The organism is Butyrivibrio sp. INlla21 (genome assembly GCF_900116875.1).
In the GTDB taxonomy this organism is placed as follows: Bacteria; Bacillota; Clostridia; order Lachnospirales; family Lachnospiraceae; genus Butyrivibrio.
On sequence record NZ_FPCC01000029.1, the window covers coordinates 1 to 12836 of the forward strand.

The following is a 12836-nucleotide window of genomic DNA, read 5'->3' on the forward strand; positions in this document are numbered from 1 at the left end:
GATACACCGAGGGGATGAAAGATCTCTATTCTCACAGGAAAGAAACAATAGAGAGAATCTTTGGGACAGCCAAAGAGAATCATGGATTTAGATATACACAGATGTATGGAAAGGCGCGGATGGAAATGAAGGTCGCGCTTACCTTTGCGTGTATGAATCTAAAAAAGCTTGCAAGAATCAAGAATGAATGGCGGTTAGAAATGGCCTGATAAGGGCTGTTTTGACCATTTTTATTATGAAAATCCGGCTTAAGAAGAAAAATGGTCTTGAGAGCTATGCTCTCAAGACCACTTTGTCTACAGTCTGAACCGAGGCATTATGCTATGCCTCGGTTTTTGTTATAGAGTTATTATATTAAGCGTTAGCTATTCTTTTTTTAGATATAAACTGAAGGATAAGAGCAACTGCTATAACAGCAACACCGGCGGCATCTGTTATAGTACCGGGAGAGATAAGCATGATTCCGCCGACGATCATAATGATCCTTTCCCAGATCTTCATGTCGGTAAACAGATATCCTTCCAGTGCGGCAGCAACTGCCATGATTCCGATCAGAGCGGTTGCGTAGATTATTATGACGCTCGATACGGTAGTATCTATAAGCAGCATCGCAGGGCTAAAGCAGAAGATATACGGTATCAGAAAAGCTGCTACAGCCATCTTTGTTGCGGCGATGGCAGTACGCATTGGATTGGACTTTGCGATAGCACTTCCTGCATATGCAGCCAAAGCCACAGGAGGAGTGATATCTGCCACAATACCGAAATAAAATACAAAGAAGTGAGCTGCTATTATCGGAACGCCCATTCTTGTGAGGATCGGTGCACAGGTTGCAGCCATGATACAGTAAGTGGCTGTTGTAGGAACGCCCATACCAAGGACGATACAGCACAGCATCGTAAGGAAGAGAGCGATAAAGAGCTTGTCTCCCGCAACGGCAACGATGGCGTTGATCATTTCATTGGCAAGACCTGTCATTGTGATAGTTCCTGAAATGATACCTGCAACTCCGCAGGCAGCACCAACTGTAATTGTTCCTCTTCCGCCGGCTTCAAGTGACTCAAGGAACTTCTTTAAGGTGAAGCGATCGCCGCTGACAAAACCTTCAATCACGCCTACGAGGATGGCAACTACGATGGAATAAGCAGCAGCTCTCTGCATTGTCATCATGTTCTTGGAAACCCAGATAACAAGAAGTACAAGAGGAGCAAGAAGATAGATCTTCTTTAAAAGCTGTGAGAACTTAGGCAGTTTTTCCACCGGGACACCTGTAAGGCCGTGTTTTTTAGCTTCCAGATGAACAGCTACGAAAATACCTGTAAAGTACAGGACCGCCGGGAAAATAGCTCTTGAAAGAATGTCGGAATAAGGAACACCGATGATATCAGCCATAAGGAAGGCAGCAGCACCCATGATAGGGGGCATGATCTGGCCTCCGGTTGATGCAGCGGCTTCTACGGCGCCGGCAAAGGATGACTTATATCCGGTCTCTTTCATCATAGGAATTGTAACGGAACCGGTAGTAACCGTGTTTCCAACGGATGAACCACTTACCATACCGCAAAGTGCTGATGAGATAACGGCAACCTTCGCGGGGCCTCCGGCGAAACGACCGGCAATGCAGTTTGCAAGATTTATGAAAAGCTCTGAAATTCCGGTGCGCTCAAGAAACGCTCCGAAGATGATAAACACGACAATATATTTGGAACAAACATTGATCGGGGTCGACAGAATACCTGTCTTTGCATAAAACAGATTTCGCACGAGATAATTAAGTCTACCGAGAGCCGATGGATTGGTAAGTCCATAGACAAGGGCATAGACGATAAAGAACAGTGCTACGATCAGGATAGGCCAGCCTACGCTTCGTCTTGTCACTTCCAAAAGGGCTATGATGCCGATCACGGCGATCACGATCTGGTAGGGCTGAAATCTTGTTCCCTGCTGAATGATCTGCTCGGCGTTGAAGGTGTAATACAAAAATGCGCCGGTTCCTAAGATCATACCAAGTATGTCGTACCAGGGTATGTGGTTTTCTTTATTGTTGTTTTTGTTTGCAGGATAATACAAAAATCCAAGGAGTACGATAAGCCCCATGAATGATGTAAGTCTTATTTCTTCAAGAAATGTGGCAAACAGAGTTACCCATATACAGAACAAAGAAAAACCTATCAATATAGCTTTAACTGCTATTGCAGGTTTTCCGGTCCAGATGCGGACATTGGATTCTCTGTCATATTTTTTCATAACCTCATCAAAGTTTTCCTGCGAAGGTGCGTTTATATTTAAGTCTTTAACTTGATTGCTCATTAAATCTCCTTCTTTGGTCATATTTTACATTACTGTGTAGGTACCGAAATACCGTGCTCCTCATAGTAACGGGCAGCACCTTTGTGGAAAGGTACGTTAATTCCGGATGTGGCATTTTCTATTGAAAGTTCTTCGCCCTTAGCATTTTCTTTTGCTATGGCTTCTTTATGATCAAAAACAGCAGCAGTGAGATTATATACACATTCATCATCAAGATCTGCATCTACGATCAAAGTAGCCTTGATCGTTATTGTCTCGATCGGTTTGTCCTGTCCCGGATAGGTTCCTTCAGGTATCTGCATGGGGGTATAATACGGACAGATGCTCATGATGTTGTCTCTTAGCTCTCCATCAATGGGTATAAGATTCACACCGTTTGTTGTGGCGAGCTCTGTGATGGCGGAAGTAGGAGCGCCGGCGACGATAAAGGCCGCGTCTATCTGCCCGTCTTTAAGAGCTTCTTTACTGTCATCAAAGCTCTGATACTGTGGCTTGATATCATCCACTGAAAGTCCTGCGCCTTCAAGTACGTCCATGGCATTGAAATACACTCCGGAACCGGGGGCTCCGATAGAGACGCTTCTTCCTTTCAGATCACTTACGGATTTAATGTCGTCCTTCATGGTTATAAGCTGAACAGTCTCGGCATAAAGGGCTCCAAGGACACGGAAGTCATTGGAAGGGCCGTCTTCTTCAAAGGATCTGCTTCCTTCCCAGGCGTAGCTCATAACGTCTGACTGGGTAAAGCCAATCTGATAATCTCCATCGCCGATACTCTGTATATTGGCTTTGGATGCAGCTGTTGATACTGCTGTTACGCTGTAATCAGTATATTCTTTCATGTACTGGGCAAGTACTCCGCCGAAAGCATAATAAGTTCCGGATGTTCCTCCGGTTCCCATCATCATCCTCTGACCACCACATCCTGAAAGTAGAAGAAGGGATGTGGCAACTAGAAGGCAGATAAGTTTCTGCCTTATGCTGGTTTTCATAATGGTTTCCTCCTGTAAATGCAATGTTTTAGTGTCTATTCAACGTGGCAAGTATTATTTCTGCACATTGAGGAATGTCTATTTTTCCAACGTCAAAGCAAAATGTGTAATTTGACGCATCAGATATTTCTTTTCCGGTATATTTCTTGAAAAATGTACGACGCTTGCGGTCGTGTTCTTCCATGGACTTTTCTGTAACAGGCTTTCCGTCTATGGAGATCTCATCGAGACGTTGCATCTTATTTTCCATGGGGCCGTGGAGATATACGTTAATTGAATCGACACCGGCTTCTGCCAAGATCATATTGGCGCAGCGTCCTACAATAATGCAGGGACTTTCTGCAAGCTTTAAGATAACCTTTTTTTCAGCTTTAAAGATGGCATCATGGGAACTGGTATAGGAAACGGTGCTGTTAAAAAGGTCATCGAGCACCTTTGAAGAACGACTTAATTCCTCGCCTTCGCGTTCAACGTCTTCCTCGTCGAAGCCGCTTTCCTCCATGGTTTTTGATACAAAGTCCTTGTCATAATAAGGAATGTCAAGTTTTTCTGACAGAATTGCAGCCAGGCTCCTTCCGCCTGCACCGAATTCTCTGTTGATTGTGATTACCGGTAATTTTTGTTCGCTCATCTTTTCTCCTTTATGCGCGCAAATATCAGTGATATTACTGGGTCTTTCTTATTATACAATAAATTGAATGAGGAAAAAGGGATGAAATAGGCGGTTTTGCCTGCTTAAAAGAAAAAAGAGCGATAGACTACAGAACACTACAGCTCGCGGGTTCTCGCACCCGTCTTATCGCATGAAAAAAGGACATCCGATTGGATGTCCTTTTTTAAGCGATAGACGGGGCTCGAACCAAACTATCTTGAACCCTCAAACCCGCATAAAGAAAGGAAGAACGGGCAGCCTCATCTAATTATTAACCAAACTCTTAGCCAAAATACTTTACTGTCATATCATATTTTTATGAGCCGTCAACTTGCTATTTTTCGTCGCCATGCTTTGTGCTATAATTCGAATCGGTGCTACCATTTCATAGCGGTAGGCGGTTAGCTCCCACCAGGGAGATTAAAAGCCCTGTTTACGTAGAAACCTCAATGAGGAATATGTATAGGGAGGGCATTGCAGATGGCGATACTAGATTTTTCGACTATCATTGGAAGCCTTATATCTGTCCTGATGTTCGGCATCTGGCTCGGACGCTTATAATTTGTTATGTTGATTTTTATGGAATACGGTCATATTGTAGAAACAGTTACTACGAAGATCTGCATAGAAGCTCATAATAGCAGACTAAAACATTCACAGCTAATGCAAAAAAATAATTACGTGAAGAGGTATCCATACAATGAATGTATATGATTTTGACGGAACAATTTACGATGGTGACAGTACGATAGATTTTTATCTGTTCTGTTTAAGAAAAAATCCCAAAATTATAATTCGAATTCCCGGATGCATGCTGGCATTTATACAATACAGGGTCGGGAAAATAACAAAAACCCGGTTCAAAGAAATCTTTTTCTCATTCCTTAAGGATATGAGAAGCATCGATGATCTGCCGGTTGAATTTTGGGATAAAAATATCAGCAAAATCAAAAGCTGGTACTTGATGGTAAAAAAATCCGATGATCTGGTAATAACTGCATCTCCGGATTTTATTGTCAGACCTGCAATACAGAAAATTGGAAATAATTCCCTCATCGCATCAGAAGTTGATCCAAATAGCGGAAAATTCTTAAGCAAAAACTGTAAAGGCAAAGAAAAAGTAAACAGATATCTGAAGGAATTCCCCGACTCAGCAATAGATAACTTTTTTTCCGACTCTGTTACGGATAAATATCTGGCACAGTTGGCTAAGAAAAGCTATTTCGTAAAAAAGAATACTTTTCTGGACTGGAATTTAGATCAGACAGCAAGCCTATAAACATATATTTCATAAGGAGAATCGCCGTCTGTAAAGCATCCGACAGCATCAAATCCAAGATCCTCCACGTTACTGATTTTTATTCTTGAAAAAATGTATCTTCCTCCGAGTTTTCTGAAGGCCTCCGTATTTATAAACAGCCTATTGTCTGTCACGGCCATTGTTTTAACCGGTTTCCATATATTTTCATCATATGCGGAAAAAAGGTAGGTCCTTCCGCCCCACTCGTCGTAATAAATTCTGGCTGATTCAGACCTTTCCAGAGCGGGGGCTATCACCTCTCTGAAGGAATCCTTGTATGACTGATAGTAATAACTAAAACATGCATCAAGCGTTGCTATGCCATCATAAGATAGTACAGCTGGATGGAAACCATATGCAGCTGAATATTCTCCGCTGTATCCGGTTTCTTTTTTATTCTGTCAAATAGCTTCTCTGAATAGAACTCTCCGTAAGATAAGCTCTCACTCTCCCTGTGTTTAATCAACTCATAAGCATTTGTATACATAGTGTTATAAAAATCATTATACAGAGACTGGGTTCCGCACACAGAAAACAGAGTAAATAAATCCAGAAGCACTGCCTTTTTTCCAACCCAGTTTTGAAAGTCTTGCTGTGATTATCACGATTTCCAGATACCAGAGGAATGGATTGAAAAAAATAGTTCTGTTGAACTGCCAGCCTTTAAGTGGCGGAAGAATTGTCTCAACAATCGTTCTGAAGCCTTCAGAAGTATAAAGACCGTAAATCAGGCTGTTAAATACTATAAACAAAAAGACCTTATTGAACAGATCTTTTCTCATGCCCTTGAAATCGCTTCGCTTTATATAGCCGAAGCTGAGAACTGCAAGATATATAATGACAACAGGCATGGAGGAATAGACGCAAACGAAAAAGAAAAGCAGGATACATAGGAAGAAGCCCATATATCAGACCTCACATCACAATAATCCATGCATTATCCGAGTATCTTTCTTTTAGGATATTTTTCCCAAGAAGAACCGCCCCGGTGATAGCAATTAGGATCTTCAGAAAGTATCCTATAATATAAGCCACAAAAGTGGGAAATACCATATGAAGAAATGCATAAAGAGAAAATCCGCTGAGCAAAAAGCTTCTGCTGATACCGCCAAGAATCGGCAATTCTGCATTATAATCGAAGAAAGTGCCTGTAAGCTTTAGCACTCTGTAGTCTGCTATATGAATATCAAGGTTATCATGGATGCCGATGTATGTGTATTTTTCACCGCAAATTATAAAGATAGCCGCTTCAAATAGCAGTATCAGTACTGTAAGAACCAGCTACCAATACTGTCTAGCTGATTAAATGATCTTGCCGTTCGTCATAAAAAACATTTCTCCCTGCCCTTAAGCGGGTTTTCCAAAAATCACATGATCTTTTTGAAAAGAAATAAATTAAAATGATATTCTGACTGATCAACTTCCCACTGATCCAATAGCTCATAGTGATCATATATACTGTCAGGATAATTGTCGCAAATAATAATATAGTCTGTGACACCTTCGCGGATGTACCTTGCCTGCTCTTCAAACATCTCCTCCACGGCTATGCCGTTTGTCTGAAAATATCTGATATTGGGCACAATTCCTGTTGCGGTATACAGTCCGCAGTCCAGATAGTTTATATTGGCAAGGCTTGCATTTTCATCTGTGATATGGGCGGCGGCTTTGGTCAGGAAATAGTTGTCCTTGTCCTGAGCCATAAATTCCCTGTTGGGAGTGCGCATATAGGCAGTAAAAGCAGACAGGCAAATAAAAAGTATGCTAACGCCTGCAAAGAAATAGCGGCTCACAGTGAAGGATGAAAACAACTTTTTGCAAATATAACCGCATATCACTCCGATAACTACAAATCCCAGCACCACATATACCATGAATGGAATCGCATAGTAATCCAGCGTGCCACCTCCGATATATATGCCCAAAAACAGGAAGAAGACACTGAAGGATATTCCTATTTTTTCAACAAAAGTCTTCCTGGGAGCCAAAAGCGTATACAATCCTCCGCAAATCGCAAATAAAGATGCGGGATTGTTTTTCAGGACTATGTCCAATGCTTTCTTTGCAAGTTTATATATCCTCTCGGAAACAGCTATCCTGTCCTCAAAATTGCTGTATATGTGGACATTGTTATAGACATAGCATTCATACCAGGATCCAAGGGAACCATTTGCACCAAAGTAGATGAGCCATGGAAGCGTTGCAAGAAACATTCCGGATGCTATGATCATGATGCCTTTAAAGAAAGTCCGATAATCACGATGCAGTACATATATCAGGAGAAATGCAAAAAACAGGCCGATATAAAAGCCTAGCATATTGTACTTTACATTCATCACTACGCCTGCAGCCAATCCATTGATAAACAGGACTCTTAATGGCGGGATGCTCTGCTTTGTGTTTCCTGAAAATTTAAGAAATGAATAGAGACTGTACCCGAAAAGAGGCAGACATAGTTCCTCAGCGGATCCTCCCCAGTAGAGACATCTTGAAGAATAAACAATAGCCAGCAGAACAGGTACTGACAGGAGAGATACTTTTTCACTGCAGTAAAGCTTAAGAATCATAAACATTTCAGCAGCAAAAAAACCGGCAAAGAGAATTTCAATCACAAATACCCCTGCAAAAGACCTGTTGGATATTAGATACGCAATGCCATACACGAGGTAGAGAAAAGGACCTTTCTGATCATAGAGATCCCTGTAGATTACAAGACCGTTCATCATGCCTTTTCCCATTGTGAAATAGCTGTTGGCATCGTCCCAGTTATTATACGGGTAGAGAAAAGATGATCTGGTGCACACCAGGAGAACTGCAAATGCACAGCTTATGAAATACAGCGTCTTTATAACATTGTTTTTACTAAGCATATTTAATACCTCAAAAGTTCTATTATCTTAAGCTGATTGAGTGCATCTATGCGTATCACGGATAATATGATTAGCAGGACAACAAGAAGACCTACAAGCATCATAAGCGATTTTTCCTTATATAGTTTTTCCGGTCTCTGGGCTACAGAGTCAAAACGGAAAGAAAGAATAAAATAATATATAAATAGAACGAACATTACGGGAACTGCAAAGATGTACTCTATCTTGTATTTCACGAGAAAGATTCCCAGACTGAAGGTAGAGCACATGGCATAAAACAATGTAGCAGCAAGAAGTCTGGTCTCGCTGTAATACTTAAATGATTTACGGTAGGAGGCAGCAAGTTCAGGGTTTCCAATCATCTTATATTCCGCATACCTTTTTGCTGTCATAAGAAATGCTCCGGCCATCCAGTATCCGAATACAACGCTTACAGGTGGAAGAAACTCACTGGTTAAAATGCTCCATCCCAACATAAGTCTGATGATGTTATTAATGGACTCTGTCAAAACATCTACATATACAATATCTTTTGTGCGGATAGGCTTTACGTTGTAAAGGATCCCCATCACAAGCAGCCATATCTCATTCCAAAAGAACATCCTGCCCATGAACAGGGAAATCACCAATCCGGATGCGGCAAAAAGAATATATTCCAGAATGACGTATTTTAACTGGATATTATCTACGACCACGGGCCGGTTCTTTTTTACCGGATGATATTGGTCATAACCTGCGTCAAGCCATTCGTTTATAACGTAATTCGCAGAGGCAATGAAGCAGGTGGCAAAAAAACCTGCAATAAATTTTATTAAGTGAAAAGCTTCTATGTCCCTGTTTGCGAGAAGCCATGCAAGTGCGACTCCAGGAATGATGAAAATATTCTTGATCCAATGATCAGGTCTCGCGATTTTTAAATAATTTAACAAAGGCACCTCCTATAGGTTTAATAATGTTGTAAAAAAAAAAAGACTCTTACAGAAACTATGTGATTAATCACATGGTTTCTATAAAAGTCTCGCTGTCATCCTAAGCTTCGGACAGGCCGGGTGCAATTTCTTGCACCTAAGTCGAACCTGAACACAGAGCGTACACCCTGTAGCTACTCCCTCTTATAGGAAATTTATTTACTTGTCATTTGATGAGCCAATTGTTACATACAATTCATTTTTTGTCAAATGTATACTCGATGTCGATTATCATTTTTCATCAAATAGTGATTTTGCCGATACCGCTACAATTCATGATAATCATTATTATATAGGTATTCTTGACTAAGATTGAGAGGTCGGCTATGGCCAAACTACCGCTATGATTTTCAAAATTCACAAAACCATGGGTACTTTCAGCAGAAATTGACAGTCTTAAAAGCTAAATACTACCGCTATGATTTTGAAAAACAGAAAAACCATAGGTATCATTCACCAATAATTGGCCTTAAATGAAGCATAGACTACCGCTACATTTATCAAAAAGCTCAAAATCATAGGTATTAGCCCAGAACACATGCTTTCTTAGCCAAACTTAACAAAAAAGACCACTTGCAGACCACTATTTTAAGAACAAAAAAGCCCTGAAACGCAGTGATTTCAAGGCATAAAAAAGAGCGATAGACGGGGCTCGAACCCGCGGTCTCCACCTTGGCAAGGTGGCGCTTTACCAACTAAGCTACTATCGCGTTTATTTCGTTGCCGTGTTTACCGCGACAACAAAATTGATTTTAGAGTATAAGTGCTGGGTTGTCAACACATTTTTTTTATTTTTCATCGCAAACTTGAAAAATAACGAATTTAAGGTAATAAGAAGCCGCTCCGCCCCATAAAATAGGGTGATCTGCTGCCTGCTGCCTGAACTCGATCTGCCTTAGTCTCTTATGCGCATCTCTGGCTGCGTCCTTTATGGTTTTAAGGAAGAGTTCTTCGTCCATAAAGTGAGAGCAGGAGCAGGTTGCAAGATAGCCGCCGTCCTTTACGAGCTTCATGCCGCGCATGTTGATCTCCTTGTAGCCTGTGACAGCTTTTTTGATAGAAGCTCTTGATTTGGTAAACGCGGGAGGATCGAGAATAACAACGTCAAAAGATTCGCCTTCCGATTCAAGCTTTGGAAGAAGGTCAAATACATCGGCGCATTCAAAGCTCACAACATCGGACAAATTGTTGAGAGCAGCATTTTCTCTTGCCTGTTCGCAGCCAAGGTCCGAAGCGTCGACACCGATGACTTCAGCGGCACCGCCTGCTGCTGCGTTAAGAGCAAATGAGCCTGTGTGAGTAAAGCAGTCGAGAACTCTTTTGCCCTTGCAGAGACCTCGAATGGCCTGTCTGTTGAACTTCTGATCAAGGAAGAAACCTGTCTTCTGGCCGTTCTCTACATCTACATAATATTTAACACCATTCTCTTCAATAAGAACCTTGGTGTCGAATTCTTCTCCGATAAAACCTTTAATGCGCTCAAGGCCTTCAAGCTCGCGCACCTTAGCGTCGCTTCTTTCATAGATACCGCGTATCGTAACGCCGTCTTCCGCAAGGACTTCTTTGCAGGCATCAAGGATGATGTTCTTCATTCTGTCGGTGCCAAGAGCCAGTGATTCAATGACAAGTACATCTGCGAACTTGTCGATAGTGATACCGGGAAGGAAATCCGCCTCTCCGAAGATGAGTCTGCAGGAGAGCATGGTAAGCGCCATGGGAGAATCGTACTGATACAGATAAGTATTTATATAGGAAGTCATGACCCTTTTCCTGTATTCCCAGGCGTCTCTGACTCTTGTCTTGATAAGCTCTTCATTTACGGGATGGTTCTTTTTCCTGGACATCATGCGAACTCGCAGCTTTGAAGCTGTGTTGATAAAGCCGTATCCGAGGAAATAGCCGTCGAAGTCGTTGAGCTCAATAATATCTCCATCGTCAAAAGAACCCTCAATACGGGCAATCTCATTATCATAGATCCAGGCACCGCCGGCCTTGAATTCACGTCCCTCACCCCTCTTGAGGATCACTTTTGCATCTGAATAATATATGGTGTTTTGGTTGATCATTTTTACTCCGATTTAATTGATTTTACGTAATTGATTCATTTACTATTTTTATATATCATAGTTTTTAATGCAGTACAAATCTAAGTTTAATTTTGCATTGAAAGAAGGAAAAATACATGACAGATTACAAACTACTGGGCGAGCAGATCAAGGCACTTGCGGAAGACGAACCGGGTTTCATTCCCGTCCTTTCCAATGCATCTGCTCTTTTATTTGACAACATAGAGAATCTCAACTGGGCCGGTTTTTATCTTATGAATAAAGGATCTCTTTTGCTGGGACCCTTTCAGGGAAAGGTTGCGTGTATAAGGATACCGCTTGGAAGAGGAGTGTGCGGAACCGCGGCGGGCGAGGACAAAACGCAGCTTGTTGACAACGTGCATGAGTTCGCAGGCCACATCGCTTGCGACGGAGCTTCCAATTCGGAGATCGTGGTGCCCATACACAGAGGCGGAAAGGTGATCGGCGTTCTTGATATCGACAGTCCCTTACTTGCAAGATTTTCGGAAGAAGATAAAAAAGGACTCGAAGCATTTGTTAAAGTCCTAGAGGAATATACAGATTTCACGGGAGTGGAAGAGGAGTAAATATGGATAAGAGAATTTCTTTTTCAAGTGATTATACAAAGGGCGCTCATCCCAGGATCCTTGAGCGCATGACAGAGACCAATTTCGAGCAGATAGACGGCTACGGAACGGATGAATATTGTAAGAGTGCAGCCGACAAGATAAAGAAAGCGTGCGGAACACCGGATGCGGATGTATTCTTCCTTGTCGGAGGAACTCAGACCAATCAGACAATAATTGATATGCTGATCCAACCCTACGAGGGGATCGTTGCGGCGTCCACAGGCCACATTGCAGCTCATGAGGCAGGAGCGATCGAGCATGCCGGACATAAAGTAATAACGCTTCCGAACCGCGGCGAGGAAAAAGATACCGAGAAATACGGATCTGATATCGGCAAGATCGCAGCTGCAGATCTTAAGAAGCTTCTTGAGGATTTCTACGGCGATGCCAATCACGAGCATATGGTATTCCCGGGAGCGGTTTATATATCTCATCCGACAGAGTACGGAACTCTTTATACCAAGAAAGAACTTGAGAACATTTCTCAGATATGCAAAGAGTATAAGATCCCTCTTTTCCTTGACGGAGCAAGGCTCGGATACGGTCTTATGAGCAAAAGAACCGACGTAAGCCTCAAAGATATCGCAAGTCTTGTGGATGTCTTTTACATCGGAGGAACCAAGGTCGGAGCGCTCTTTGGAGAGGCGGTTGTCTTTACAAAGGGAGTTACAACAAAGCACCCTATCCCTGTGATCAAGCAGCACGGAGCACTTCTTGCAAAGGGATGGCTCTTGGGACTACAGTTCGATACGCTGTTTACGGACGAGCTTTACTTTGAGCTTGGCAGAAACGCCATAGATACTGCGGAATTATTAAAAGAGGGTTTAAAGAAAAAAGGATACGAGATTTTCCTTGATTCTCCGACCAATCAGCAGTTCGTTATTGTCTCAAATGAGAAGTTAAAAGAGCTTGATAAGAATGTCAGATACGGATTTTGGGAAAAATATGATGATAATCATACGGTAATCCGTTTTGCTACAGACTGGGCGACCCAAAAAGCAGACGTGGAGAGGCTTCTTGAGCTCTTATAGCAGTTCAACGCGACAACG

The 12836-nt window shown here is 42.1% G+C and carries 11 protein-coding genes, 1 tRNA gene and 2 pseudogenes; 4 read left to right on the forward strand and 10 right to left on the reverse strand.

The features are described from left to right. Positions 1 to 307: pseudogene (locus tag BM377_RS13455) on the forward strand (transposase); the annotation flags it as partial. Positions 308 to 354: 47 nt separating this feature from the next. On the opposite strand, the gene BM377_RS13460 reads toward BM377_RS13455, so the two are convergent. The 3 genes from BM377_RS13460 to BM377_RS13470 are packed head-to-tail and all read right to left on the reverse strand — an operon-like array spanning position 355 to position 3933. Beyond that, positions 355 to 2310: a TRAP transporter permease gene (locus BM377_RS13460; protein WP_177223891.1), complete on the reverse strand. Its 1956-nt coding sequence runs from the start codon at positions 2308 to 2310 to the stop codon at positions 355 to 357. A gap of 29 nt (positions 2311 to 2339) precedes the next feature. Then, positions 2340 to 3302, reverse strand: a complete 963-nt coding sequence (locus tag BM377_RS13465) for a TAXI family TRAP transporter solute-binding subunit (RefSeq protein ID WP_092249554.1) — start codon at positions 3300 to 3302, stop codon at positions 2340 to 2342. Between the two features lie 28 nt (positions 3303 to 3330). Further along, entirely contained in the window at positions 3331 to 3933 is a 603-nt protein-coding gene (locus BM377_RS13470; protein ID WP_092249557.1) for a cytidylate kinase-like family protein, read from the reverse strand. 721 nt (positions 3934 to 4654) lie between these two features. Between BM377_RS13470 and BM377_RS13475 the strand changes: the two genes are divergently transcribed. Continuing rightward, on the forward strand, positions 4655 to 5233 hold the full coding sequence (locus BM377_RS13475) for a haloacid dehalogenase-like hydrolase (protein WP_092249561.1): 579 nt from the start codon (positions 4655 to 4657) through the stop codon (positions 5231 to 5233). Here BM377_RS13475 and BM377_RS13480 read toward each other — a convergent pair. The 7 genes and pseudogenes from BM377_RS13480 to BM377_RS13510 all read right to left on the reverse strand — a co-directional run. Beyond that, positions 5215 to 5589: pseudogene (locus BM377_RS13480) on the reverse strand (DUF6044 family protein); the annotation flags it as partial. The gene BM377_RS13475 and the pseudogene BM377_RS13480 overlap by 19 nt on opposite strands. A gap of 168 nt (positions 5590 to 5757) precedes the next feature. Next, on the reverse strand, positions 5758 to 6159 hold the full coding sequence (locus tag BM377_RS13485) for a DUF6044 family protein (RefSeq protein ID WP_092249568.1): 402 nt from the start codon (positions 6157 to 6159) through the stop codon (positions 5758 to 5760). A gap of 10 nt (positions 6160 to 6169) precedes the next feature. Continuing rightward, entirely contained in the window at positions 6170 to 6535 is a 366-nt protein-coding gene (locus tag BM377_RS13490) for a DUF6044 family protein (protein WP_330393000.1), read from the reverse strand. A gap of 86 nt (positions 6536 to 6621) precedes the next feature. Then, positions 6622 to 8124 (reverse strand): hypothetical protein, encoded by a 1503-nt coding sequence (locus BM377_RS13495; protein ID WP_092249574.1) that lies wholly within the window; start codon positions 8122 to 8124, stop codon positions 6622 to 6624. Between the two features lie 2 nt (positions 8125 to 8126). Next, positions 8127 to 9059 (reverse strand): UbiA family prenyltransferase, encoded by a 933-nt coding sequence (locus BM377_RS13500; protein WP_242948176.1) that lies wholly within the window; start codon positions 9057 to 9059, stop codon positions 8127 to 8129. Positions 9060 to 9729: 670 nt separating this feature from the next. Then, positions 9730 to 9802: transfer RNA gene (locus BM377_RS13505), tRNA-Gly, on the reverse strand. A 78-nt stretch (positions 9803 to 9880) separates the two neighbouring features. Continuing rightward, positions 9881 to 11158 carry a class I SAM-dependent rRNA methyltransferase gene (locus BM377_RS13510; RefSeq protein WP_092249580.1) on the reverse strand — a complete coding sequence of 426 codons (1278 nt, stop codon included), beginning with the start codon at positions 11156 to 11158 and terminating at the stop codon, positions 9881 to 9883. A 116-nt stretch (positions 11159 to 11274) separates the two neighbouring features. Here BM377_RS13510 and BM377_RS13515 point away from each other — a divergent pair, with 116 nt between their 5' ends. Further along, on the forward strand, positions 11275 to 11745 hold the full coding sequence (locus tag BM377_RS13515) for a GAF domain-containing protein (protein WP_092249583.1): 471 nt from the start codon (positions 11275 to 11277) through the stop codon (positions 11743 to 11745). Positions 11746 to 11747: 2 nt separating this feature from the next. Then, positions 11748 to 12818: a threonine aldolase family protein gene (locus tag BM377_RS13520; RefSeq protein WP_092249586.1), complete on the forward strand. Its 1071-nt coding sequence runs from the start codon at positions 11748 to 11750 to the stop codon at positions 12816 to 12818. Positions 12819 to 12836 lie beyond the last annotated feature (18 nt).

Bases quoted from the DNA above. Each gene is read 5' to 3' on its own strand.
- BM377_RS13460 (WP_177223891.1), bottom strand. From the start codon at position 2,310: ATGAGCAATCAAGTTAAAGACTTAAATATAAACGCACCTTCGCAGGAA.
- BM377_RS13465 (WP_092249554.1), bottom strand. From the start codon at position 3,302: ATGAAAACCAGCATAAGGCAGAAACTTATCTGCCTTCTAGTTGCCACA.
- BM377_RS13470 (WP_092249557.1), bottom strand. From the start codon at position 3,933: ATGAGCGAACAAAAATTACCGGTAATCACAATCAACAGAGAATTCGGT.
- BM377_RS13475 (WP_092249561.1), top strand. From the start codon at position 4,655: ATGAATGTATATGATTTTGACGGAACAATTTACGATGGTGACAGTACG.
- BM377_RS13485 (WP_092249568.1), bottom strand. From the start codon at position 6,159: ATGGGCTTCTTCCTATGTATCCTGCTTTTCTTTTTCGTTTGCGTCTAT.
- BM377_RS13495 (WP_092249574.1), bottom strand. From the start codon at position 8,124: ATGCTTAGTAAAAACAATGTTATAAAGACGCTGTATTTCATAAGCTGT.
- BM377_RS13510 (WP_092249580.1), bottom strand. From the start codon at position 11,158: ATGATCAACCAAAACACCATATATTATTCAGATGCAAAAGTGATCCTC.
- BM377_RS13515 (WP_092249583.1), top strand. From the start codon at position 11,275: ATGACAGATTACAAACTACTGGGCGAGCAGATCAAGGCACTTGCGGAA.
- BM377_RS13520 (WP_092249586.1), top strand. From the start codon at position 11,748: ATGGATAAGAGAATTTCTTTTTCAAGTGATTATACAAAGGGCGCTCAT.